The following is a 24,146-nucleotide window of genomic DNA, read 5'->3' on the forward strand; positions in this document are numbered from 1 at the left end:
CGAACACCCCGGCCCCCATCCGACATCACCTTCCGAGTTTCTCCATCCAGCTGACGAAGCGTGACCGGCGGTCGCACGTAAGGTTGGGGGGTGAGCTTCATCGTGCCGGGCCAGGGGAAGAGGAACGAAGAGGTAGCGCGCTCCGAGGCCGGTGCTCCGCCTTTTACTCCTGGGGCGACGGACTTGCCGGCGTTCGAGGAGCCGCCGGAGGTTGCGGTTGCCGGGTGGCCGGAGGAGCTGCAGCAGGTGGTGCAGGACGACTTCCGGCGTACGAGCGCGCTCGCCAGCTACCGCTGGAAGACCGCGGACACCGCGCTGCAGGACGTCGTACGCGGGCTGGACGACCTGCTCGACCTCGTCGCCGAACGGGTCCACGCCGGAGAGCCGAAGCGGTCCCGGCGTCAGACCAAGAAGTCCACTCAGGGGACGGCCGCGGCCGCGTTGCTGGCAGAGCTGCCGTTCGCGGACGTGGCGGATCTGCTCGGCATCCCGGCCGACGAGATCGACGACATCCTCGCGCTCGCCACCCGCCGGTCGCGCGCGGATCGCCGTACGGCGCTGCGAGCCATCAAACAGCTCCGCGCGCAGCTGCAGCACATCGAGATCACCAAGGACCACTCGCGCCTCAGCCGGCTGTTCAGCTTCATCGTCAGACTCTTCCTGGTGCTCGGCACCGCGGTCGGGTCGCAGTCGGTCTCCGAGTTGGTCGCGGGCGACCCGCAACTGGACGCGATGATTCAGACCGGGGTCGGCGCGCTGGTCGCGTTCGCGCTCGAACGCTCAACGGCGGCGCTCCGCGACGCGTGGCACGAACGCGAGCCCGCCACGGTCGCAGCCGAAGCCCACAAGGGTGTCCTCAAGGCGCTCGCGGACGCGGCGCCCACCGACGACAACGAGCGCACAGTCTGGGCCTTCCGGATCCTCGTGTGTTCGGCCCGCGCCTGGGTCGCGTGCTTCCAACTGGAATGGACCTTCACCGAGAAACTCGAGTACTGGCAGGTGCTCGACGAAATCCCGGAAGCGATCCGCACCGACTCCGCCGACACTCTCCGGACCCTCCACCAACGCCTGGAAGCACTCACACCGCCTAAGCCGTGATCGCAACGTCTTCTTCGTAGGCGGTCTGGAGGTCTTCGTCCCAAGGCTCGGACTCGGCGGCGAGCGAATCGAGGACGGTCTCGGGGCGGGTTGCGCCCGAGATCACCGACAGGACGGGAGACGACGCGAGGAGGGCGCGCAGTTGCAGGCGTTGCCGGGAGACGCCGCGTGCGGCTGCCATCGCCGCCAGCCGTGGCGCAGTGGCCGACGAACGCAGCGGCGAGTAGGCGAAGAACGGGACCTGGCCTGCTTCGCACCACGCGAGGACCTCAGCTGACTCGCGTCCCATCGCACTGTGCAGATTCTGTACGGCGTCAACTCGAGTGATCGCGGTCGCGCGTTCGAGATCGGCCACGGTGACGTTCGACAAACCGATCCGGGCCAGCTTGCCTTCGTCGCGGAGAGCCGCCAGGGCCGAGATGCCCTCTTCGACAGGTTGTTCGGCGAGGTCGACCCGGTGCAGGTAGTACAGCTCGAGCCGCTCGCCTCCGAACACCCGCAGACTTGTCTCCACGTCCGCCCGGATCCGGCCGGCGCTGATGTCCGCGTCCCACGTGGTCGCGCCCGTCCGCGAATGGCCGCCCTTCGTCCCGACGATCACGCCCGTACCGCGAGCCGCTTCCGCCGCAAGCTCCTCGCCGTACAACGGCGCATCGACCTGGGCATACGCCCGCGCAGTGTCGAGAATCGCCGTACCCGCAGCGATTCCGGCCCGGATCATCGCCAGATCAGCAGCCCGATCCCGAGGCACCATCGACAGCCCAGCAACCCCAAGCCCAACCCGCCCGACAAGCTCCACCACCACGCCTCCAACCAACCAAGTCCTCTGCCGAGAGCGACAGTACGACGGATCGGCTACAGGTTGGTCTGGGCCTCGAGTTCGTCCGGGTAGCGGCCACCCTCGATCTCGATCTGCGCCGACGCCTCGGTGAGCTGAGCCACCTCGTCGGTGGACAGTGTGACGTCGGCGGCGGCGATGTTCTCTTCGATCCGGTGCAGCTTGGTCGTGCCGGGAATCGGGACGATCCACGGCTCCTGGGCGAGCAGCCACGCGAGCGCGATCTGCGCCGGCGTGACCTCCTTCGCGGTCGCGAAGGATTGCACCAGCTCGACCATGGCGATGTTGTGCTGCAGGGCGTCGGCGCCGAAGCGCGGAATGCGTGCCCGCAGGTCGTTGTCCTTGTCGAAACTGCTCGACGTACTGACAGTTCCGGTGAGGAATCCCTTGCCGAGTGGGCTGTAAGGGACGAACCCGATGCCGAGTTCTTCGCAGGTGGCCAGGACCTCCTGCTCAGGACGTCGCCACCACAGTGAGTACTCGCTCTGGATCGCTGTCACCGGCTGTACGGCGTGGGCGCGACGGATCGTACCGGCCGCTGCCTCGGACATCCCGTAGCGCTTGACCTTGCCGGCCTCGATCAGTTCCTTCACCGCCCCGGCGAACTCCTCGATCGCAACGTCCGGGTTGACCCGATGCTGGTAGTAGAGGTCGATCGCGTCGACTCCGAGCCGCCGCAGCGAGCCCTCGACGACGCCGGCGAGTTGGTCGGGGCGCAGCATCCGGCCTCGCGGCTTGCGTTCCACCGGATCGATGTCGGACGCGAACTTCGTCGCGATGGTCACGCGGTCCAGGTACGGCGCGAGCGCCTCGCCGACAAGCTCTTCGTTCGCGTGCGGGCCGTAGATCTCCGCGGTGTCGAAGAAGGTGACACCGAGATCCACGGCGGCGTGCAGCAGCCTGATCATCTCCGGCCGGTCGGGTCGACCGCCGTAGCCACCGGTCATCGTCATACAACCGAGCCCAACGGCCGAGACCGTCAGGCCGCCAGTGCCAAGGGTGCGTTCGTGCATGGTCTGTTCTCCTGATTCGCTGGTGGCTGCCCGGGACCTTCGCCGTACGGCGTCCAGTCAACGCGGATCGATCGATGCGCGGGAGGTCGGGCTGAACCGGGTTCTGACAGAACCCCCCTCGCCGGCAACCGGGTTCGTACGCTGGAAGGCATGGGCACCGAGAACCGGAAGCAGGTGCGCGACTTCCTCGTCAGCCGGCGGGGAAAGGTCACCCCGGAGCAGGCTGGGCTGCAGCACTACGGGGGTAATCGGCGCGTACCGGGCCTGCGCCGCGAGGAAGTCGCGATGCTGGCCGGACTCAGCGTCGACTACTACGCGCGGATCGAGAAGGGCAACATCTCCGGCGTCTCCGAGACCGTACTGCACGGCATCTCCGACGCTCTTCAGCTCGACGAGGCCGAGCGCACGTACCTGTTCGATCTCGCCCGCACCGCGAATTCCAGCAGCCGAACTCCTCGCCGGGAACCCGCACGGCGAGTCCGGCCCGCCGTTCAGCGGATCCTCGACGGAATGGCGGCCACACCCGCGCTCGTCCGCAACGGCCGCCTCGACATCCTCGCCGCCAACGCGCTCGGCCGGGCTCTGTTCGCACCGATCTTCGACAGCGCTGTCACCGCTCCCGGCCGAGCACCGAACTTCGCCCGATTCGGCTTCCTCGACCCCAACGCCCGCGATTTCTACCCCGACTGGGCTCTGTCCGCCAACACCAACGTCGCCATCCTGCGCACCGAGGCCGGCCGCGATCCGTACAACAACGACCTCACCGAGTTGATCGGCGAACTCAGCACCCGCAGCGACGACTTCCGCACCCGCTGGGCCGACCAGAACGTCCGCCTGCACCGCACCGGTACCAAGAGCTTCCGCCACCCCGTCGTCGGCGAACTCACCCTGGACTTCGAAGCCCTGGAACTGTCCGCCGACGCCGGCCTCACCCTCACCGCGTACACCCCCGAGCCAGCCTCACCATCCGCCGACGCCCTCAACCTCCTCGGCAGCTGGATTTCGAGCGCTACTGCAAGAGAGCAACCGACTTCCGGTACTGCGTGAAGCCTTCGATCGTTACCGGTCGATCAGTGGGAGGGCTGGGAAGGTGTGGTGCTGCCACAGGAGGCGGGAGGCTTCCTCTGGGTAGGTGGTGACGGTGGATTGGGAGTCGAGGAGTTGGACGAGGCGTTGGTCGTCGTACGTCGGCCAGCCGGGGTCGCCGTTGGTGGCGAAGGACGTCCAGGCGGTGCGGATCCGTGCGGACAGCGCCTCCGCCTCCGCGGACGGGGGATCGCCGATCAGTAAGGCGGGCTGGCCGCTGCTCAGGTTGCCGAAGACGAGGGGTACGTCGAGGCCGTGGCAGGCACCGAGTCCTCCGCCCAAGCCCGGGGCGGGCCAGGTCAGCTCGTAGAAGTGGGTACGTCCGCCCGAGGCGGCGTGCACCTGGGCGAGGTGGAGCGTCGGCATGCGGAACAGCCAGTCAGAGTTGACCAATTCATAGAGCTCCTCCGGACCGGCGGCCGGGAACGCCTCGCGGTAGCCGCGGCCGCCGTCCGGGGCGAGGGTCCGCAACGCAGTCTCGGCCTGCTCCTCGGTCACCTGGCCCAGCACGCCCTCGATCAGGCTGAACAGCCGGTGCTCGTCACGGACATGCCCGATCAGCAGATCGACGTCCCGGCCTGCTCCGTCGGCCAAGGCCTCCCACGGCGTCGCCGGGAGTACGTCGCCGTCGACCACGGGAGCGTACGGGATCCGCCGGTAGGTGATCGGGCCCCAACGGTCCTTCCACTCATCCATCTTCGCGAACACGGCGTCGCCCGCGGCGGACAACAGAGCCGGCTCCACGGCGGACAGATCGGCCATCGTTGGCCGCACCCCCAATTCGGCAGCGCAGGCGGCGGCGATGTCGGCGGCAAGCTCCGGCGAGAAGAACGTCCCCGGCACGCTCTGTGCGACGGCCCGACGGAACAGCCCGGCCGCCCGTGGCATGGCCAGGAGCGCGGCGACCGATCCGCCACCCGCCGACTGCCCGAAAACCGTCACCCGATCCGGGTCACCGCCGAAGCCCCGGATGTTGTCGCGCACCCACTCCAGCGCGGCAACCTGGTCGAGCAGCCCCCGGTTGGCAGGGGCGCCGTCGATCTGCACGAACCCCTCCACGCCCAGCCGATAGTTGAGCGTCACCACGACCACACCACCAGCAGCCAGCCGACCACCATCGAACTCCGGAAGACTGGACGTCCCAACCGCATACCCGCCGCCCGGAATCCACACCAGCACAGGCAAACCGGCCCCCGGCGCCGGATCGGGCGACCACACGTTCACCGAAAGCCAGTCGTCGCCCGCACCCTCCTCCTTGCGCGCACCCGTCGCAAGCACGCCCGCCTGCGGAGGCGGCGGCCCGTACGAATCCGCCGCCCGCACCCCAGTCCAACCACCCACAGCCCGCGGCGCCGCAAACCGCAGCGCACCAACCGGCGACTCGGCATACGGCACACCCCGAAAGACCGCCACCCCCGCCGCCCACCCCCCACGCAACACCCCAGCCCCCGTACGAACCTCAGGCTCCGCGCTGACGGCCATCACCGCCTCCCTCCACGAATGGGCGAGAACAACCAACGCCCCGCCCCGCGGATCGTCCCACCACGTCGAAACCGCAGCCAGCCACTAAAGCCGGAGGCGGCCGAAGGACAGCCGCCGCGGAGCGGTGTCCTTTCGCGAGCGGTGTCCTTAGCCCTTGATGGCTCCGCCGAGGGCGAAGGCGCCGCCTAGTTTCTTGCTGAGGAGGAGGTAGAGGAGGAGGACGGGCATGGTGTAGATGAGGGAGTACGCCGCCAGTTGCCCGTAGTTCGGCTCGCCGTACTGGCCGAAGAACGTGAAGATGCTGACCGAGGCAGGCAAGCGTTCGGGCGACAGCAACAACATGAACGGGACGAAGAAGTTCCCCCACATGCCGATGAAGGTGAAGATCAGCACCACGGCGATCCCGGGCCACATCAGCGGCAGCACGATCCGTGCCAGCGCCTGCATGTTGCCGGCACCGTCCACCCAGGCCGCTTCCTCGAGCGAGATCGGTACGCCGTCCATGAACGTCTTGGTCAGCCAGATCGCAAACGGCAGCGAGGCGGTCGCCATGAACATGATCGTGCCGCCGAGCGTGTCCACCAGGTTCAGCTGAACGAACAGGCCGTAGACCGGCACCATGACGGCGGTGATCGGCAGCCCGGTGCAGAACAGGACGGTCAGCAGGAACGGCCGGTTGAACTTCGACTTGAAGCGGGACAGCGGGTACGCCGCCAGCACCGCACAAATCATCGTCAGCAGGGCCGCACCACCGCACAGCACGATGCCGTTGAGCACCGGCCGGTACGTCGTGTCGGTGTTCAGCACCGCCTTGAAGTTGCCGAGCGTCGGATGCGTCGGGAACTCGACCCGCAGACCCGCGGTCCGGTTGATCGACGCGAACAGCACCCACAGCAACGGCAGCACGAACAGCACGCCGATCGCCAGCAACACCAGGTTGCCGGCCACCTTGCTGATCCGGTCGCGGGCTATCACGCTGCCTCCGAGTTGAGTCCACGCAGGTAGATCAGCGAGAAGACCGCGCCGATCGCCAGCATCACCAGGGCGATCGCCGTACCGTAGCCGATCTGGGAGAAGCTGAACGCCTGCTCGTACATGTACAGCGGCAACGTCTGGCTCTTCGTGCCCGGGCCGCCGCGGGTCATCGCGTAGATCAGGCCGAAGACGCTCAGCGTCTGCAGCGTGATCAGCATCAGGTTGGTCATGACCGCCCGGCTGATCATCGGCAGCGTCACGAACAGCAGCCGCCGCCAGCCGGAGGCGCCGTCCATCTCGGCCGACTCCTCGATCTCCTTGGGTACTTCGCTCAACGCGGCGGAGTACACGAGCATCGAGAACGCCGTACCGCGCCAGATGTTGGCCAGCGACACCGCGATGATCGGTGCCGCGTACAACCAGTCCTGGCCGGGCAGGCCGACCGCGTGCAGCATCACGTTCAGCGTGCCCTCGTCGTTGAAGAACGCGCTGAGCAGGTACGCCGCCACCACCTCGGGCAGCACCCACGCACCGATGACCGCGGTCCCGACGAAGTTGCGGACCACCTTCGTGGACCGGCGCATCAGCAGCGAGAGGCCGAGCCCGAGAGTGTTCTGGCCGATGATCGCGGAGATCAGCGTGAACACCAGGGTCAGCCAGATCGCGTTGGTGAACGCGCCGCTGCCGAAGGCCTTACGGAAGTTGTCCAGGCCAACGAACTTCACGTTCGCCGCACCTGTGCCAGTCAACGCCATGTTGGTGAACGCGGCGTACACGCAGTAGATGATCGGGCCGGCCAGGAAGACCAGCATCAACCCGATCGCCGGGCTCAACGGCAACATCCGGAACAGCTTCGCCGCCTTCGGCCGCCCGCTCTTCCCGGCGGACTTGCCGGGAGGAGCGGACGCGGCCGAAGTGGGAGCGACAGTCGTCGTCACGTGGGAGATTCCTTCGCCGGGCCGGGGTTACTGGCCCTGAGTGGTCTTGTCCTTGCCGACGATGCCTTCGACCGCTTCGTCGTACGTCTTCGCGGCATCATCCGGCGAGGACTGGCCGGTCATCACCGCCTCCATCGCGGTGATGATCTCGTTGGAGACCTTCGGGTACTCGGCGTACGCCGGCCGGTACACGGTGACGGAGACCAGGTCGGTGAAGAACTGGGTGCTCTTCGAGGAGCTCTTGTACCCGGCGTCGCTGGCGACGTCCTTGCGGACCGCGATCTGCGCGCCGTCGGTGGCGTACTTGGCCGCGTTCTTCTGGGTCTGCAGGGTCTTGATGAGGTTCCAGGCCGCGTCGGGATTCTTCGACTTGGCCGGGATCGCCCAGGTCCAGCCACCGGAGAGGCTGACCTTGCCCTTGCCGCTGCCGTCCTGGGTCGGCATCGCGGTCTGGCCCATTACGTCGGTCCACTGCGGCCACGGCTTCGCACCGGTCTTCTGCCAGTTGCCGTAGATCCAGGAGCCGTCCAGCGCGATCGCGAGCTTGCCGCCCGGCAGCAGTTCGGTGCCGACCTTGCTGCCCATGTTCGGGTCGAGCGCCTGCTTCGGCGACGGGCCGAGGCCCTCGGAGTAGACGGTCTTGACGAAGTTCAGCGCGTCCTTGAAGCCCTGGCTGCCGACGACCCACTTCTGCTGGTCGTTGTTGTACAGCGTGTCCTTGGTGCCGTACAGCAGCATCTCGAAGCCCTGCATGGCCGAGGCTTCACCCATCGGCTTGCCGGAGTACACGTTCATCGGGATGACGCCGGGGACCTTCTGCTTGATGGTCCGAGCGGCGGACAGTACGTCGTCCCACGACTTCGGCTGCCAGTCGGCGGGAAGCCCGGCCTTCGCGAAGAGCTGTTTGTTGTACCACAGTGCGCGAGTGTCGGTGCCGTCCGGGATGCCGTACGTCTTGCCGTCCAGCGCCTTCGCCGCGCCCTTGGCGGTCTCCTCGAACTGGCCCCACTGGTCCCAGTTCTTGATGTAGTCGTCGAGCGGCCGCAGGTAGCCCGCGGTGATGTCGGAGTTGATCAGGAACGTGTCTTCGTACACCACGTCCGGGGCGGTGTTCGGCGACCGCATCATCAGCTGGAGCTTGGTGTAGTAGTCGTTCTCACTGGCGACGATCGGCAGGATCTCGACCTTCGACCCGGGGTTGGCCGCCTCGTACTCGGTCTTCACACCGGTCAGGAAGTTCTTCATCACGACGCCCGGGCCCCACTGCTGGTAGGCGATCTTGATGTTCGCCGGGCCGGCGCTCTGCGAGCTGCCCGCCTCCGGCTGCTTGGTCGTCGAACCCTGGCTGCAGGCCGAGACCGCCAGCAAAAGCAACGCGCTCACGGCGGCCGCTGCCTTGAAACGTTTCCTTGTCATCACGTCCACCTTCGGGCAATCGTTGTCATCCCGGTACCCCGACCGAAATCCAGCGGTCAATGTCGCGACGGTAGGAGGCCCGGGGCCGGGAAGTCAATGCTTGACAGACAACGTTGTCGCGGCCGGTACGCCTCGACGCGGCCACCGGAGCGTAACAATCCGATCACCGCGCCGGAACTTTGTTCAGACAGTAACGGGCTTCGCCTCGTGGCGGGCGTGTACGACGCGCTGCGACCTCATCGCGCCGAGTGAACAGAACAGCAGCCCGGCGACCAGCCAGCACCCGAGGACGAGCAGCGGACGCCCGACTCCCGCGCCGTCGAAGAAGCTCACCGAACGTAGCGCCGTACCCGCGGCGCCTGGCGGCAACAGCTGGCCCAGAGCACCCCAACCGCTCGGCAGCATTTCTGGTGCACTCGTCAGACCTGACAGCGGGTTGCCGAGCAACATCATCACTGCGGCTCCGAGCGCGAGCCCCGCCGTACCGAGCAGCCACTCCAGACCGAGCAGCGTCAGGCTCACGGCCGCGATCGACAACGCGATCACGCCGGAGTTGGCCAGGTAGCTGCCCGCGAACGAGCCGAGCCAGTACTGCAGTACGGCGGCCAGCGCGAGACCGCCCGTGATCGAGAACACGATGGCACCGACCATGCGCCGCCGACCCGACCGCACCAACTGGGTCAGCGCGCCGGCCGCGATGATCCCACCGAGCACGAGCGGCAACGCACCCGCGGCCAGACCGGCACCCCGCGGATCGTCTTTCGGCAGTGGTACGACGTCGGTGAGCTTGGGCGGGTTGTCCGGCGACAACCGGCTCGACAGCTGCGTGAGGATCTGCGCGACCGCGGGAGCGCCGGCCGACGCGGTCAGCAGCTCGGGCTGCTGCGGGTCGAGCACGATCGCGCCGTACACGTCCCGATCCTGGATCTTCTGCACCGCGGTGGCCCGATCCGGTACGGCGGTGACCTCGAAACCACCGGGCATCGCCTGCTCGAGACCGTTCTCGACCTGGGCGACGGCCGGCGCGGGACCGGCCACGGCGAGCGGGACGTTGCGCGGTTCGGACCGTGCGGCCGGCCAGGCGAACGCGATCAGCAGGACAGTGAGCAGTGCGGTCAGCATGAGTACGACCGCGACCACAGGCGGCCGACGGCGGTCGCCCTGCACCTCAGCGGACATGAGGAGGACTCCTTCGTTAAAACCGAATGATCGTTCTTTATTGATTCGAGCCTGGAACATCGAAGGGCAACTTGTCAAGAACGGACATTCGTTTTATGTTCGCGCTATGCCGAAGGTCACGGAGGAACACCGCGTGGCGCGCCGGGCGCAGATCGTCGCCGCGGCCCGTACCTGCGTGGTCGAGCAGGGTTTCCACAAGACGACGATGGCCGACGTGATCCGTGCGTCCGGCCTGTCCGCCGGCGCGGTCTACGGCTACTTCAAGAGCAAGGAGGAGATCGTCGCGGCCATCGCCGAGGAAGCCCTCGGCACCGTCGACGAACTTTTCGAGAAGATCCTCACGACCGAGCAACCGCTGACGCCGCTGGCCGCACTGGAGGCGGCGCTCAACCACGCGGTCTCCATCGCCGAACGGCCCGGCGGCGACGTCACCAGGGTCGCGGTCCAGGCGTGGGCCGAGGCGCTGCACAACCCCGCCATCCTGGACATCGCCGGCGGCAAGTACCTGCTGCTCCGGGAGCACTTCGAGGACGTCGTACGCCGGGCCCAGGCCGACGGCACCGTCGACCCGGACACCGACCCCAAGTACATCGCCCAGGTCATGTTCGGCATGCTGCCGGGCTTCGTGCTCCAGCGCCTGCTCATCGGCGACGTCACCCCGGACACCTACACCGCCGGGCTGAAGGCCCTGTTCCGCCCCTGACGGGGGTGGACTTTCATCCACCCTGAGCGGCGGTCCAGCACCCTGGGGGGACCGGTTCCGGCTCCGTAGCGTCAACGGCATGACGAAGACGACGCGACGGATGAGGCGCGCGCAGGAAGCGGCCGCCATGAGCGAGCACTCGGTGCTCCTGCAGGACGTACGACGGGTCTACGGTCGCGGCGGCAACGCGGTCACCGCCCTCAACGGCATCTCCATCGGTTTCGCGCGCGGCACCTTCACCGCGGTGATGGGACCGTCCGGCTCCGGCAAGAGCACGTTCCTGCACTGCGCCGCCGGTCTCGACCGGCCGACGTCGGGCAGCGTGCTGATCGACGGCCAGCCGTTGGCCGACCTGAACGAGCGCAAGCTCACCGAGCTGCGCCGCGACCGGATCGGCTTCGTGTTCCAGTCGTTCAACCTGCTGCCCGCGCTGACGGTCTGGCAGAACGTCTGCCTGCCGCTGGAACTGGACGGCCGCCGCCCGAACCGCGCCGCGGTCCGTCAGGTCCTCGACCGCGTCGGCCTCGGTGATCGCCACAAGCACCGCCCCGGCGAGCTGTCCGGTGGTCAGCAGCAGCGCGTCGCGATCGCCCGCGCACTGGTCGCCCGCCCGGCGGTGATCTTCGCCGACGAGCCGACCGGCGCCCTGGACACCCAGACCGCGGCCGACGTCCTTCAACTGCTGCGCGAGCCGGTCCGCACGCAGGGCCAGACGGTGGTGATGGTCACCCACGACCCGGTCGCCGCCTCGTACGCCGACCAGGTCGTGTTCCTGGCCGACGGCGTACTGGCCGGCAGTCTGTTCGCGCCGACGGCCGAGGCCGTGGCGGACCGGATGACCCACCTCGGCGCGCGGTCCAACCTGCAGGTCGTGGCCCGATGATGCGCCTGGCCGTCCGCACTCTGCGATTCCGCAAGGGCGGCTTCATCGCCACTTTCGTGGCGGTCGTGTTCGGTACCGCGATCGTGATGGCCTGCGGCGGTCTGATGGAGACCGGGATCCGCTCCAACGTCTCCCCCGAACGCCTCGCCGCCGCCCCTATCGTTGTCACCGGCAAGCAGTCGCACCTGCGGCCGGGCGCCGAGGACGCGACAGCGCTGCCCGAGCGTGTCGGCGTTCCGACCGACCTTGTTTCCAGGATTCGTTCTGTCGAAGGGGTTTCGGACGCGATCGGCGACCTGACCTTCCCTGCTTCGGTCCTCCGCTCCAGTGGTCTCACGGTTGCTGAAGGCCACAACTGGTCGTCCGCCACACTGGCGCCGTACAAACTGACCTCCGGTCGTGCGCCGACCACCGGTCAGGTCGTCAGCACGACAGCGGGCACGAAGGTCGGTGACCGGGTCACCTATGTCATCGACGGCAATCCTGAGACCTTCACGGTCAGCGGCATCGCGCAGGGCCCTGCCGGGCATGCGTTCTTCTCCGACCATGAGGCCCGCCAGCTGGCCGGCAATCCCGCGCGGTTCGCGGACGTCGGCGTACTGCTTGATCCTGGCACCGATGTCGACAAGGTGAAGGACCGGATCAAGGCGATCGACGGTGGCATCACCGTCAGCACCGGCATCGACCGTGGTCTGGCCGAGCACCCTGGCACCGAGGCGCAGCGTGTCGCGCTGATCTCCATCGCCGGCTCCTTCGGCGGCATCGCGGCGATGACGATGATGTTCGTGGTCGCGTCCACGCTGGCGCTGTCGGCACAGCACCGCGAGCGCGAGTTCGCCCTGCTGCGCGGTATCGGTACGACGCCCGGCCAGGTTCGCCGGATGATCCTTGGCGAGTCCATGCTGGTGTCGATCCCGGCGGTCCTGGTCGGCGTGGTGCCTGGCGTCTTCCTGGGCCGGTTCCTGTTCGAGGAGTTGGGCTCGCACGGCGTCGCGTCGCCGGTGGTCGAGTTCTCCCAGGGCATGATCCCGTTCGCGGCCGGCGCGGGCGCCGCTGTTCTCGCGGCCATCGGTGCGGCCCTGATCGCGGCCCGCAAGTCGGCGAAGATCAAGCCGGTCGAGGCGCTGGTCGAGGCGTCGTTGCAGCGGAAGTGGTTCGGCTGGATCCGTCTGCTCTTCGGCCTGCTGGCCCTCGGCGGTGGACTGGCGCTGCTGATCGTCACCGCAGCCGTGATGACCGGTCCGCTCGCCGGTGCTACCGCCGGACCGTCCGTACTCTGCTGGGCGATCGGCGTCGCTCTGCTCGGCCCCTTCTGGACCAAGGCTGTGCTTGCGATCTGGCGCTGGCCCGTGCAACTGCTGACCCGGGTGAACGGGCGGCTGGCGATCCGCAACGTCACGGCACGATCGGTCGCGATGTCGGCCGCGGTCATGCCCGTGATGCTTGCCGTCGGCATCTCGACCGCCAACCTCTATATGCAGACCACTCAGATGGATGCGGCGTCCGAGGCCTTCACCCGTGATCTGAAAGCCGACACCGTACTGGTCTCCGAGGCCGGTATGTCGCCCGCGCTGGTCGACCAGGTCCGTGCGGTTCCCGGTGTGGCGAGTGCCTCGGCGTTCGTCCGCAGTACCGGCGTGATCGACGAGCCTCGCAACGCTCCGTTCGACGAGGACGGCGCGCCTCTGCTCGGCGTGGATGCCCAAGGCAAGGACGGTACGGCTCCGGTGCAGGTGACCAGTGGATCGCTTGCCGGCCTGACCGGATCGACCGTGGCGCTGCCCGACTACGTCGCGGGGAAGATGGACCGTGGAGTCGGTTCGGACATCACCATGACGCTCGGCGACGGGACCTCGGTGAAGCTGCGGGTGGTCGCCACATTCGCGGCCGAGCGCGGCTACGAGAGCATCATCCTGCCGGCCACGCTGGTCGCCGCGCACACCACCGACGGTCTGACCAAGCAGATCCTGGTTCGCTCCACACCAGGTGCCGACGTACGGCCGGCGCTCGCGAAGGTGGCTGCCACGCATCCCGGCGTACAGGTCGCCGATCGGGACACTCTGGTCGCCGCGAACGCCGAGGACCTGCAGACACAGGCGTGGGTCAACTACATGCTGGTCGGCATGCTGATCGCGTACACCGCGGTCTCGGTCGTCAACACGCTGGTCTCCACCACGTTGCGGCGCCGCCGCGAGTTCGCTCTGCAGCGGCTCACCGGTTCGACCCGCATGCAGGTCCTGCGCATGCTCACCACCGAGAGCACGCTGGTCACCCTGGCCGGCATCACCCTCGGCACCCTGGTCGCCCTGGCCTGCCTGCTCCCGTTCTCGGCCGCCGTCTCCACCAGCGCCATCCCCACCGGACCGCTGTGGATCTTCCTGGTGATCGTCGGCGCCGCCGCCGTACTCACCTTTGGCTCAACGCTGCTCCCGGCCACCGCCGCCCTCCGCCACTCCCCCACCCAACCCACCCACGCCGACTGATCGAGCCAGACAGGTCAGCAGGAGAGGAATCGGATCGCCCGGCAGTCGCCACAGACCGTCGTCGCCCAGCGCCATCCGCGGATGGCGCTGGCGCAGGTCCACCGGCAGTTCGTCCAACCGCTCGATCCGCAACCCAGCACCGGCGAGCGCCGTCACCAGCCCACCCACCGTCCACGGCCAGGTGCTCTGCACGTGCGCCGGAAGCTCTTGCCCGGTGTAGCTCGCCGCCACATCCCGATCGGCCGCCCCGGTCCGGAAGTACGACGTACTGATCCGCAACTCGCCGTCGACGAGACTCTGCATCGGATGGAACTCGGCGACGAACAGCACGCCGCCGGGACGCAGCAGCCGCGCCACCACCCGAGCCCACTCGGCAAGATCCGGCAGCCAGACCAACACCCCGTACGTCGCCACCACCACGTCGTACGACTCGGCCTCGAGTATGTCGGCCACGTCGTACACATCCGCCTGAACGAAGCGTGCCGGCAGCCCCACTTCGTCCGCCAGCCGCCGGGCGGCCGCCACTGCCTCTCCCGAGAAGTCCACGCCGGTCACCTCTGCACCCATCCGGGCCCAGGACAACGTGTCCAACCCGAAGTGACACATCAGATGAAGCAGCCTCTTGCCGCGCACCTCGCCCAGCGCCTCGACCTCGAACGACCGCAGCGAACTCCCGCCCGCCTTGAATCCCTCGAGGTCGTAGAACTCCGACCCGAGGTGCGCCCCAACGCGCAGATCCCACGCCTCCCGGTTCCGCTCCAACCGCTCCTGGTCGTCCACGTCCCGACTGTAAGACCGACCTCCTGCGTCATTGGGCAGGTGTGGGCTCCGCGACTGGTTGGAGGGCGATCGTGGTGGCCTGGATGATGCCGGCGTTGTCGCGGATCCAGCCCGACAGCACCACCTGGAGATCCTCGAGATCGCGCTCCTCCAGGATCACGCCAGGCACCGGCACACTCGCCGCCAACTCGGCCAGCACCGGCCGCAAGTGCTGATCCGCCAGCAACTTGTGGCTGGGCGCCGCGGATACTGTGACCGGCACCACCACCGCGCCCGCCAGCGCCTGTGGCCGCAACACATCCAGGAAGCTCTTCAGCAGTCCGGTGTAACTGCCCTTGTAGACCGGGGTCGCGATCACGATCACGGACGCCGAAGACACGAGGTCGATCGCGCTCTCCAACGCCGCCCGCTGCTGCTCGCCGGCGTTCTCTCCCTGGAAGATCGCCGGCGCGAACGTCACCAGGTCGACCAGTTCGTCGATCCGGTACGGCGTACCAAGCTCGGAGGCGAGCAACTCCGCAACCGACGCCGCGGCCGCGGCCGTCCGCGAGCCCGGTCTCGGGTTGCCGACCACGGTGACGACTGACTGCGGCCAGACCGGTGGATCCGGAACGACCTGCGGTTCGAACGCGACTGAAGGCATCTGATCCAGCTCCTGAACTCGGTGGTGATGGATCGAGCCTAATCAAAGTCGAGCGCGCTACTTGACTTTCTCAGATACCGAACGCCGGCCGCGGAGCTTCGCCACCACGAACCAAACCACCGCCACGACCGCAGCAGCGATCACGACCCACTGGAAGACGCCCACCGACGACTCCACGACCTGCCACCGCTCACCGAGTTGGTAACCGGCGACGATCAGCAACGAGTTCCAGATCAGGCTCCCCAGTGCGGTCAGCACCAGGAACAACGCCACCGGCATCCGCTCCACGCCGGCCGGCACCGAGATCAGGCTGCGCACCACCGGCACCAATCGACCGATCAGAACCGCCTTCGACCCGTGCCGGGTGAACCAGGTCTCGGCCTTGTCCACGTCCTCGATCTTCATCAGCGGCAACTTCCGCGCCACCGCTCTGGTGCGATCACGGCCGAGCCCCGCACCCACGCCGTACAGGGCGAGCGCGCCGACGATCGAGCCGAGCGTGGTGAACACGATCGCGCTCACCAGCCCGAGATCGCCGCGGCTGGCGGCGAACCCCGCCAGCGGCAGGATGACCTCACTCGGCAACGGTGGAAAGAGACTCTCCAGCGCCACCGCAAGTCCGGCACCTGGTGCACCGAGCCGCTCCATCAGGTCGATGGCCCAGCCGGCCACTCCTCCGGTCGGCTCCTGCGTCGCCTGCAGCGCGGTCATCATCACCTGATTCGTCGTGAACATGCGGACGACGGTAGGTGCGCGAACACCCTCCCCACACTGGGGCCAACCACCGTCCCGGGCCGGGTTTTCCACCGTACCGACCGGGGGAAAACCCCACCCCGCTCAGCCGAACCGTGGCCCGAGGAACAGCCCGCCGGTGGCGTCCACGGTCTGCCCGGTGATCCAGCGAGCATCGTCGGAGGCGAGGAACGCGACCACCTCGGCGACGTCCTCGCCGCGACCGAGCCGGCCGAGCGACGTGTTCTGAGTGACGAAGTCGACGAGCCCCGGCGTCTCGAAGGACGCGCCGTTCGCCTCGGTCCGGGTCGCGCCCGGCGACACCGCGTTGACAGTGATGTTCCGGGGACCGAGCGCGTGCGCGAGCGTCATGGTCATCGTCTCCACCGCACCCTTCGTCATCGCGAACGACGTCTGGATCGGGTTCGCGAAGCGAGTGGCACCCGACGAGAGCGAGATGATCCGGCCACCATCACGCAGTACCGGAAGCAGCCGCTGGATCAGGAAGTACGGCGCTCTGACGTTGACAGCGAAGAGCGCATCGAACCCAGCCTCGGTGTCGGTCTCGATCGGACCGGCCGGAGGCGCCGCCGCGTTGTTGACCAGCACATCCAGGGACCGGCCGGCCAGGCCGTCCGAGAGCTGCCCGAACACCTCGTCGACATCACCGGGGACGCCGAGCTCGGCCCCGATCAGAAAGCCACGACCCCCGATCCGTTCAAGCGTTTCCTCAGCGCCCGCCTTGTCGCGGTGATAGTGCACCGCCACCTCGGTACCCACCGCAGCCAGCCGCTCCGCGATCGCACGACCGATCCCGCGCGAGGCGCCGGTCACCAACGCCACCCTCTGGTTCATGTTAGAAACTATCATGTTGTTAGTATCTACCACATGAGTCTGAGGGACCGCCAGCGAGCCGAGACCAGGCACCGGATCCAGCGGCAGGCGATCAGGTTGTTCGTCGACCGCGGGTACGACGCGACCACGGTGAACGACGTCGCCGCCGCGGCCGGCGTCTCCGCGATGACGGTCTACCGGCATTTCCCCACCAAGGAGGACCTCGTCCTGTACGACGACTTCGACCAACTGGCCGCGGCGACGATCAGCGAACTTCCCGCGACCGGCTCACTGGCGGACCGGATCGGCCGCACGGTGCTGGCGACGTTCGACCTGGCCGACACGCACGATCGGGAGATCCTGCTCGACCGGCTCCGGCTGATGATCTCGACACCAGCCCTCCAGGCCCGCCACCTGGACAGCCAGTACCGCCTCCAGGAGGCCTTCGTCACCGGGATCGGCGCCGGCTCCGACGACCCCACCGCCGAGTTCCAGACCCGCGCGGCCGCCGGAGCCGTCCTCGGCGTCGCCTACACCGCCTTGCTCCGCTGGGCGGCCGAGGACGGCGAGAGCAGCCTGCCCGAACTCTTCCGCGAGGCCTTCACCAGCACCTTCGGGCAATCGCTCTGAGCGGACCGCCGACGTATATTCCTCATATGGCAACTACGTTCGAGGTGCTGGCGGAACCGCGGCGGCGGGACATCCTCGACCTGTTGCGGACCGGCGAGCGACCGGTCGGGGAACTCGTGGAGCAACTGGAGCTGAGCCAGCCCGCGGTGTCGAAGCATCTGAAGGTCCTGCGCGACGCCGGGCTGGTGGAGGTCCGACAGGACGCGCAACGCCGCTGGTACCGCCTCCGCCCCGCGCCGCTCGCCGAGATCGACGCCTGGCTCGAGCCGTACCGCGACCTGTGGCACCACCGCCTCGACGCCCTTGAGGCCCACCTCGACCGGATGGACTGAGTCAGGTCAGCTCGGGGACGCGCAGGTGGGCGATCACAAGCTCGAACTCACCGGTGTCGAGGACCTGTGCGCCGGCGTCCTTGCTGGTGGCGGCGCGCATCGAGGCGGCGGCCTCGCCGTTGGCGTCCATCGCCTCCCGGCTGTCATAGGTCACCGACGAGACGGCCCGGCCGGACGCGCGGTCGACCAGCAGGCTGGCGCTGCAGAATCCGGCCAGGTCCTCGAGCCGCGGCAGTGAGGCCAACCGGTAGACGTCGATCGCCCGCTCCAGCGTCGCCGGGTCGACCTTCACCCATGTCGCCCGGATGCACGCACCGGCGACCGAGCGGTGATCCCGATGCAGTACGGCGATCTCCCACTCCTGAACCTGCGGACTGCCACCGAGCGTCCGCGCGAGCCGCTCCCGGACCGGCCGCAACTCTTCGTCGGTCGCACGCATCGCCTGCTCCGACCGCCACGCGGTGGTGGTGATGCACTGACCGGACTCCCGGTCGGCCATCATCGACAGGCCGATACAGCCCTCCATCTCCATGAGAGTGGGCATCACGTCGTCGCGCACCTGTGCGACGCCCGCGTCGATCGACATCAGCATCGCGTTGATCGTGGTGGAACGCGCGTACATGCTCCACCCCCTTACCGTCAGGGCGGCACCCCCGGGCAGTGCCACCGGTCTGATCCCACAGTCCTCCGCCTGCACCACCAGCACAAGGGAGGGATGGTTGACTGGCCCGATGGGAATCCCCGGCACCTCCGACGCCGAGCTCGGCCAGGCGCGCGCCACCCGCTGGTGGGTCCGCGGACGACGGATCGGATCGATCGAGCGGGCCGCGAAGTTCGTCGACGACGTCGGTTTCGCGCTGCTCTTCCCGGCGCCGCACACCGTCGTACCCTCCTTGTGGGAGGCGGTTGCCGGGGAGGACGAGGAGCCGTTCGGCAGCGGCATGGGCACGAACGAGCAACGCGTCTGGACCTGGAAGGACGAACTCCCCCGGCGCGGCCTCGCCTGGTACGGCGCCTACCTCGGCAGCCGCGGGTCCTTCCTGTCGCCGGAGCTGCTGAGGGCGCTCTACCCAGCGCCGGGCGACCCCAGCGACCACCTGTTCCTGGAACTGTCGCCGACTGCACATGAGATCGCCGACGCGATCGCGGCCGAGCCGTTGCCGAGTGCCACCCTACGGGCCCTGATCGGCAACAAGAGCCGCTATCAACGGGCGATCACCGAGCTGCAGCGCAATCTGCTGGTGACCACGGCAGGTGTCCACGAGACCGGATCCGGCTGGCCGGCGGCGCTGATCGCGCTCACCTGTCATCAGTTCGACGTCGGTGGCGCCACTGATCACACGCTCGCCACCGGACGATTCCTCGACACCATGGTCGCCACCACGCCAGGCGAGCTCGCCCGCGCCTTCCGGTGGCCGGTGGCGCAGGCGCGAGCCCGCCTGGAAGAGCAGGTCGACGCCGGCCGGGCGACCTTCGACGGCGTCCGCTACGTGGCCGGTTAGCGGACCTCGGCCAGGTCGAAGACGTTGCCCTCGGGGTCGGCGAGCGTGATCCAGTGGGCGCCGTACTCGTCGTGTTCGTCGTGACGCTTCGCGCCGAGTGCGATCAGGCGGTCGACCTCGGCGGACCAGTCGGCAGTGGCCAGGTCGAGGTGCAGCCGGTTCTTGCCGACGCGCGGCTCGGGGACCTGGAGGAACATCAGCGTCGGGCCGTCCGCGGCCTTGTTCACGGTGGCGAAGAACTCGTTGCCGCCAGCATCGACCTCCGACGACAGCACGCCGGCCCAGAAGGTGGCGAGCGCGGTGGCGTCGGAGCTGTCGAAGACGACGTTCTCGAGAGCGATGGACATGGATCAGCCTTTCGTGACAGGGGATGTGGGGATCTGGCGGATCGGCCAGCAGATCTCGGTGCGGTAGCTCGCCGGGTCGGGGCCGTCCCCCGGGCCGACGGCGTACAACTCACGGATCGGGCCCGGCGCGACCTCGCAGTGCTCCGCGACATGGCTGCCGAGCGCTCCGTAGCTGAGGTCGAAGTCGGTGAGCGGCCCGCTGTGGACGGCGATCGCGAAGAACCCGCCGGGAAGGTCGACCAGTTCGACACCTTCGGCCGGCGCCTGATCCGGCGCGACCGGCAGGAACGCGACCACCTGACCGGAATCCTCGGTGAAGAACTCATCGCTGTACGTCGCTCCGGACGTCGCGAGGATGCCGTCGCGGGCGGCGATCGCGCCGAGCCGCCCGAACGCGAACTCGCACCACTCCCCGATCCCCTCCCGCTCGACGTGACCGGAGACGCCGTACGCGCGGAACGCGGGGATGAACCGATACTCGACGGCGAGCTCGGCCGGCTCGAGGGTCAGCATCTCGCGTAGCGACGTGACCACGTCACGGGTGTGTGCGAGCTCCCGCTCCATCCGGTCCAGGTGCGCGCGGAGCGTCTCCTCCCGGGTGCCGCCGTCGGCCGCGTCGACGACCGACCGGACCTCCGGCAGCGGCATCCGCAGCTCGCGCAGTCGCCGGATCAGCTGGGCGACTTCGACCTGAGTCGTCTCGTACCGCCGGTAGCCGGACGACGGGTCGACCGACGCCGGCGCGAGCAGGCCGATCTCGTGGTAGTGATGCAGGGTCTTCACACTCAGATGGGTCAAGCGGGAGAACTCGCCGACCGTCACCGTTGCCGTCATGACCCCACCATCCACCCTCCGGTAACCGGAGAGTCAAACCGAAGCCGGCGCCGCCCGGGAACAAGGCGACGCCGGCTCAGGGTTGGTGCGGATCAGCCGCGGTAGCGACCGATCACCTTGGTGTAGTCCCAGGCCTGCTGCGGCACGCCGGAGCAGGTGTCCGCGCCACCGCCGTTGCACGGCCGGTCGCGGTTGACCGACCAGAACGTGAACCGGGCCAGGTGGTGCTCGCTCGCGTACGACAGCATCGACTCGAAGTCGGACAGGTTGACCCGCTCACCGGCAACATCGGTGATCCCGTTCATCGACGAGATGCCGATCTTCCGGTACGCCGCGTCGTCGCTCAGGCCGTACGCCGACTTGACCTGGTTCTTCAGCCCGTCAGCCGCTTGCCGGGTCAGCGTGCCCATGTTGCTCGAGCCACCGCCGAAGTCGAACGGCATGATCACCCAGCCGTCGAGGTTCAGCCCGGAGGCCGCACCACGCCGGATCAGGTCCTGGCCGTTGCCGTCCGGCCCGGACGTCGTCGTACCGAAGGTCAGGTACGTCGCGATGCCGGGGTTGTTCTGCTCGACGATCTTCAGCGCGTCGATCACCTTCTGCCGCACCGCGGCGCCGGCGATCTCCTGGTCCTCGATGTCGATGTCGATCGCCTTCAGCGACAGCGCGTTGATCACCTTCTGGTACGCGCCCGCCAGCTCACTCGCCGACCCACAGCTCTGCCCGAGCTTGTTGCCGGACCAGCCACCGATCGACACGACAGCATCGCCACCGTTGGACCGGATCGCGGTGAGCGCCTGCTGGTCGACTCCGCCCGTCAGCGGCCGGTTCCCGTCCCACTGAGGGTTGCAGTAGCCGTTGGACAGGATGAACGCCATCGTGAACCACTTGACGCCGGTCGCGTTCATCACGGTCGCCGGGCTGGGCGGACTACCCCAGCCCTGGTAGAGGTACGGCGCTGCCGCCATCGGAGCACCGTCCGCCGGTGGCGGACCATCGTCTGCCGCCGGGACGTTCCACTTCTGGTTCGCCGCACCGGTGCACGTCCACAGCTGCAGCGGAGTGCCGTTGGCAGAGTTGTTGCCCGTGACATCGAGGCACTTGTTCGCCTGCGGGTTCACCAGGTCACGGCCAGACGTGTACGACCACTGCTGGGCGGCACTGCCGTTGCAGGTCCACAGCTGCACCTTGGCACCGTTGGCAACCGACCCACCGCTGACATCCAGACACTTGCCCAATGCCGTCAGCGTCCCGTTCGAGTTCCGACTCCAGCTCTGCGCACTGGTGCCGTTGCAGTCGTAGAGCTGGACCTGAGTGCCGTCCGCGCTGCTCGCCGCAGCGATGTCCGCGCACTTGCCGGCCAGGCCGGTGATCGTCCCGGTCGCCGCCTGTGCAGGCGCGGCCGACATCAGTAGACCGGCACCCAGCACCAGAGTCGCGGCGACCGCCGCCACCCGGCGCATCAGACGTTCCACTTCTGATTTGCGGCGCCGGTGCAGCTCCACAGCTGCAGCGGTGTGGCGTTCGCCGAATTGTTGCCAGTGACATCAAGACACTTGTTCGCCTGGGGATTCACCAGATCTCTCCCGCTTGTATAAGTCCATTGCTGGGCGGCACTTCCGTTGCACGAATAGAGCTGAACCTTCGCTCCGTTGGCGACCGAGCCGGCGTTCACGTCGAGGCACTTGCCGAGGGCACGGATCGTCCCGTCACCCGGGCGCTCCCACTGCTGCGCCGCCGACCCGTTGCAGTCGTAGAGCTGCACCGTCGTACCGTCCGCCGAGTTGGCACCGGCGACGTCGATGCACTTGCCGGCCAAACCGGTGATCGCGGAACCGGTGCCGCCACCGCCACCCTGTGTGCCGGACCAGGTGAAGGTTGCCGAGGTCTTGGTCGGCAGCGTGTAGACGAAGGACTGGCTGCCCCAGTTCACCCGCACCGACTGCGAGCTACCGGTGGTGTTGAACGCGATCAGCGCCTTCGAGCCGTCCGGGTTCTTCCACGCCACGTTCTTCACCGAGTTGCTGGCACTCGAGTCGATCCGCAGCGCACCCGGCTTCACGAACTTGGTCAGGTGACCCATCGTGTAGTACTCGACGGTCTTGGTGACCTGACCGCGCTGGCTGTCGTTGCGGTGCACGGTGACGAGGCCGGTGCAGACGTTGCACCCGGCACCGACGTACGGAAGCATGTTCTCGTCCTGCGCGAGGCTCCACTTCACCCACGACTTGTCCCAGTTGCGGGTGTAGTCGATCAGGTTGTTCATGTCCTCGACCTGCTGGTTCGGGATCCAGGTTCCGCCGGAGTGCTCGGTCATGTACGCGTTCACGGTCGGGTACTGGTTGTGGATCTGCGTCTGCAGGTTCACGTCACCGCCGTACCCGTGCCAGGCGATGCCACCGAACAGCGGGTCGTTGCGCAGGCCGGCGTCGGCCAGCGGGACCGAACCGAGGTCGTTGTAGTTGCCCCAGTTGTAGTCCAGGACCAGCACCTTGGTGGTGATCCCGGCCGCGCGGAACGCCGGGAACAGGTGGTTCTTGGTGAAGTTCAGCAGGCCGGCGCCGTTCCAGTTCATCGACGCGTAGCCGGTGTCGTCGGTGCCGCAGCAGGTCGGCTCGTTCTGCACCGAGACGTAGTCGATGTGGTTGCCCTGGGCCTCGTTCTGCTGGATGTACTTGACGAAGTACTGCGCGTACAGCGGGTAGTACTCGGCCTTCAGCCAGCCGCGGTTGGTGAACTTGTTGTTGTCCTTCATCCAGGCCGGCGCGCTCCACGGCGCACCCTTCACCTTCAGCGCCGGGTTCAGCTGCTTGGCCTGCTTGGTCAGCGGTACGACGTCCGCGAGGTCGTGCTGGATGCTGAAGTCGTTGAGATCGCAGCAGGTGTCGTCGTACGAATAGTTGAAGCGGGCCAGGTCCGAGGCGCCCATCGGGTTGCGGGTGAAAGCCAGGCCGATCCCGTTGACCGGGTCGAACAGGTCCTTCATCACCTGGTCGCGGGTGGCCGCGCTGATCGTGTTGCTGCTGTTCAGCAGCCAGGCGGCGCTGTCGGTGAACGACGCGCCACCACCTTCGAACGACTGGTACGTCGTGTTCTCGTTGACCGTGATCGTCTGGTTGGCCGAGCCGCCGGCCGGGCCGAAGTTCACCGGCGCCTGCTGCTGCAGACCGCGGGTGACGTTGCGGCCGGCCGAGTCGTTCGTGGTGGTCAGCCAGATGTTGACCTGCTCACCGGCGGCCTGGGCGGGTGGGGCGGTGCCGAATCCGAGTCCGGTCGCGGCCACGCACACCACGGCCACGGCCAGTGGCAGCAGGCGAAGGGCGCGACGAGGTTTCCCGTTCGCGGGCATGGGGCGGTTCTCCCTTGTTCAGAAGGGTTCTGGAGACATCGGGGAGTTGTCGGCGTCTGCCCGCGCCGC

General features: G+C 67.9%; 24 protein-coding genes. 8 read left to right on the forward strand and 16 right to left on the reverse strand.

The annotated features are described in order from the left end of the window. The first annotated feature begins 90 nt into the window (after nt 1–90). Nucleotides 91–1,098: a hypothetical protein gene (locus ACIBG5_RS37975; protein ID WP_396396637.1), complete on the forward strand. Its 1,008-nt coding sequence runs from the start codon at nt 91–93 to the stop codon at nt 1,096–1,098. Here ACIBG5_RS37975 and ACIBG5_RS37980 read toward each other — a convergent pair. After that, a complete protein-coding gene (locus ACIBG5_RS37980) occupies nt 1,088–1,903 on the reverse strand; it encodes an aldo/keto reductase (RefSeq protein ID WP_396396638.1) in 816 nt (271 codons plus the stop codon). The two genes, ACIBG5_RS37975 and ACIBG5_RS37980, sit on opposite strands and share 11 nt — an antisense overlap. 50 nt (nt 1,904–1,953) lie before the next feature. Then, nucleotides 1,954–2,949: an aldo/keto reductase gene (locus ACIBG5_RS37985; RefSeq protein WP_396396640.1), complete on the reverse strand. Its 996-nt coding sequence runs from the start codon at nt 2,947–2,949 to the stop codon at nt 1,954–1,956. Between the two features lie 150 nt (nt 2,950–3,099). On the opposite strand from ACIBG5_RS37985, the gene ACIBG5_RS37990 reads away from it, so the two are divergent. Then, nucleotides 3,100–3,996: a helix-turn-helix domain-containing protein gene (locus tag ACIBG5_RS37990; RefSeq protein WP_396396642.1), complete on the forward strand. Its 897-nt coding sequence runs from the start codon at nt 3,100–3,102 to the stop codon at nt 3,994–3,996. A 12-nt stretch (nt 3,997–4,008) separates the two neighbouring features. Here the strand turns inward: ACIBG5_RS37990 and ACIBG5_RS37995 are convergent, their stop codons facing one another. From ACIBG5_RS37995 to ACIBG5_RS38015, 5 genes are all read right to left on the reverse strand, one after another. Beyond that, entirely contained in the window at nt 4,009–5,517 is a 1,509-nt protein-coding gene (locus tag ACIBG5_RS37995) for a carboxylesterase/lipase family protein (RefSeq protein ID WP_396396643.1), read from the reverse strand. A 147-nt stretch (nt 5,518–5,664) separates the two neighbouring features. Beyond that, complete coding sequence (locus tag ACIBG5_RS38000; RefSeq protein WP_360444606.1) at nt 5,665–6,492, reverse strand: carbohydrate ABC transporter permease; 828 nt, start codon at nt 6,490–6,492, stop codon at nt 5,665–5,667. Beyond that, the gene (locus tag ACIBG5_RS38005) at nt 6,489–7,430 is read right to left on the reverse strand and encodes a carbohydrate ABC transporter permease (protein WP_396396644.1); all 942 of its coding nucleotides are present in this window, start codon (nt 7,428–7,430) and stop codon (nt 6,489–6,491) included. The genes ACIBG5_RS38000 and ACIBG5_RS38005 overlap by 4 nt, the downstream gene beginning before the upstream one ends. A 27-nt stretch (nt 7,431–7,457) precedes the next feature. Beyond that, the gene (locus tag ACIBG5_RS38010) at nt 7,458–8,846 is read right to left on the reverse strand and encodes an extracellular solute-binding protein (RefSeq protein WP_396396646.1); all 1,389 of its coding nucleotides are present in this window, start codon (nt 8,844–8,846) and stop codon (nt 7,458–7,460) included. A gap of 183 nt (nt 8,847–9,029) precedes the next feature. After that, nucleotides 9,030–10,025, reverse strand: a complete 996-nt coding sequence (locus tag ACIBG5_RS38015) for a hypothetical protein (RefSeq protein ID WP_396396647.1) — start codon at nt 10,023–10,025, stop codon at nt 9,030–9,032. 106 nt (nt 10,026–10,131) lie between these two features. On the opposite strand from ACIBG5_RS38015, the gene ACIBG5_RS38020 reads away from it, so the two are divergent. From ACIBG5_RS38020 to ACIBG5_RS38030, 3 genes are all read left to right on the forward strand, one after another. Then, the gene (locus ACIBG5_RS38020) at nt 10,132–10,728 is read left to right on the forward strand and encodes a TetR/AcrR family transcriptional regulator (protein ID WP_396396648.1); all 597 of its coding nucleotides are present in this window, start codon (nt 10,132–10,134) and stop codon (nt 10,726–10,728) included. A gap of 79 nt (nt 10,729–10,807) precedes the next feature. Beyond that, nucleotides 10,808–11,611 carry an ABC transporter ATP-binding protein gene (locus tag ACIBG5_RS38025; RefSeq protein ID WP_396396650.1) on the forward strand — a complete coding sequence of 268 codons (804 nt, stop codon included), beginning with the start codon at nt 10,808–10,810 and terminating at the stop codon, nt 11,609–11,611. Beyond that, nucleotides 11,608–14,094: an ABC transporter permease gene (locus ACIBG5_RS38030; protein WP_396396651.1), complete on the forward strand. Its 2,487-nt coding sequence runs from the start codon at nt 11,608–11,610 to the stop codon at nt 14,092–14,094. Before ACIBG5_RS38025 ends, ACIBG5_RS38030 begins: the two co-directional genes overlap by 4 nt. Here ACIBG5_RS38030 and ACIBG5_RS38035 read toward each other — a convergent pair. The 4 genes from ACIBG5_RS38035 to ACIBG5_RS38050 form a co-directional block, all read right to left on the reverse strand. Continuing rightward, complete coding sequence (locus ACIBG5_RS38035; protein WP_396396653.1) at nt 14,029–14,874, reverse strand: class I SAM-dependent methyltransferase; 846 nt, start codon at nt 14,872–14,874, stop codon at nt 14,029–14,031. The two genes, ACIBG5_RS38030 and ACIBG5_RS38035, sit on opposite strands and share 66 nt — an antisense overlap. Before the next feature lie 28 nt (nt 14,875–14,902). Then, the gene (locus ACIBG5_RS38040) at nt 14,903–15,517 is read right to left on the reverse strand and encodes an NADPH-dependent FMN reductase (RefSeq protein ID WP_396396654.1); all 615 of its coding nucleotides are present in this window, start codon (nt 15,515–15,517) and stop codon (nt 14,903–14,905) included. A gap of 57 nt (nt 15,518–15,574) precedes the next feature. After that, nucleotides 15,575–16,252 (reverse strand): DedA family protein, encoded by a 678-nt coding sequence (locus tag ACIBG5_RS38045; RefSeq protein ID WP_396396656.1) that lies wholly within the window; start codon nt 16,250–16,252, stop codon nt 15,575–15,577. A gap of 102 nt (nt 16,253–16,354) precedes the next feature. Then, nucleotides 16,355–17,104 (reverse strand): SDR family NAD(P)-dependent oxidoreductase, encoded by a 750-nt coding sequence (locus tag ACIBG5_RS38050; protein WP_396396657.1) that lies wholly within the window; start codon nt 17,102–17,104, stop codon nt 16,355–16,357. A 33-nt stretch (nt 17,105–17,137) separates the two neighbouring features. On the opposite strand from ACIBG5_RS38050, the gene ACIBG5_RS38055 reads away from it, so the two are divergent. Further along, nucleotides 17,138–17,713, forward strand: coding sequence for a TetR/AcrR family transcriptional regulator (locus ACIBG5_RS38055; RefSeq protein ID WP_396396658.1), 576 nt, complete (start codon nt 17,138–17,140; stop codon nt 17,711–17,713). Between the two features lie 26 nt (nt 17,714–17,739). Then, complete coding sequence (locus ACIBG5_RS38060; RefSeq protein ID WP_360444641.1) at nt 17,740–18,045, forward strand: metalloregulator ArsR/SmtB family transcription factor; 306 nt, start codon at nt 17,740–17,742, stop codon at nt 18,043–18,045. A 1-nt stretch (nt 18,046) separates the two neighbouring features. Here ACIBG5_RS38060 and ACIBG5_RS38065 read toward each other — a convergent pair whose 3' ends face one another. Further along, the gene (locus ACIBG5_RS38065; protein WP_396396660.1) at nt 18,047–18,667 is read right to left on the reverse strand and encodes a hypothetical protein; all 621 of its coding nucleotides are present in this window, start codon (nt 18,665–18,667) and stop codon (nt 18,047–18,049) included. 97 nt (nt 18,668–18,764) lie between these two features. Between ACIBG5_RS38065 and ACIBG5_RS38070 the strand changes: the two genes are divergently transcribed. Further along, nucleotides 18,765–19,547 carry a hypothetical protein gene (locus ACIBG5_RS38070; RefSeq protein ID WP_396396661.1) on the forward strand — a complete coding sequence of 261 codons (783 nt, stop codon included), beginning with the start codon at nt 18,765–18,767 and terminating at the stop codon, nt 19,545–19,547. On the opposite strand, the gene ACIBG5_RS38075 is transcribed toward ACIBG5_RS38070, so the two are convergent. From ACIBG5_RS38075 to ACIBG5_RS38090, 4 genes are all read right to left on the reverse strand, one after another. Then, entirely contained in the window at nt 19,544–19,894 is a 351-nt protein-coding gene (locus ACIBG5_RS38075) for a VOC family protein (RefSeq protein WP_360444649.1), read from the reverse strand. The genes ACIBG5_RS38070 and ACIBG5_RS38075 overlap by 4 nt on opposite strands. 3 nt (nt 19,895–19,897) lie before the next feature. Continuing rightward, nucleotides 19,898–20,728 carry a MerR family transcriptional regulator gene (locus ACIBG5_RS38080; RefSeq protein ID WP_396396662.1) on the reverse strand — a complete coding sequence of 277 codons (831 nt, stop codon included), beginning with the start codon at nt 20,726–20,728 and terminating at the stop codon, nt 19,898–19,900. Between the two features lie 92 nt (nt 20,729–20,820). After that, on the reverse strand, nt 20,821–22,191 hold the full coding sequence (locus ACIBG5_RS38085) for a ricin-type beta-trefoil lectin domain protein (RefSeq protein ID WP_396396663.1): 1,371 nt from the start codon (nt 22,189–22,191) through the stop codon (nt 20,821–20,823). Beyond that, nucleotides 22,191–24,077, reverse strand: a complete 1,887-nt coding sequence (locus tag ACIBG5_RS38090) for a ricin-type beta-trefoil lectin domain protein (protein WP_396396664.1) — start codon at nt 24,075–24,077, stop codon at nt 22,191–22,193. The genes ACIBG5_RS38085 and ACIBG5_RS38090 overlap by 1 nt, the downstream gene beginning before the upstream one ends. Between the last annotated feature and the right edge of the window lie 69 nt (nt 24,078–24,146).

The organism is Kribbella sp. NPDC050241, assembly GCF_044459685.1.
GTDB lineage: Bacteria > Actinomycetota > Actinomycetes > Propionibacteriales > Kribbellaceae > Kribbella.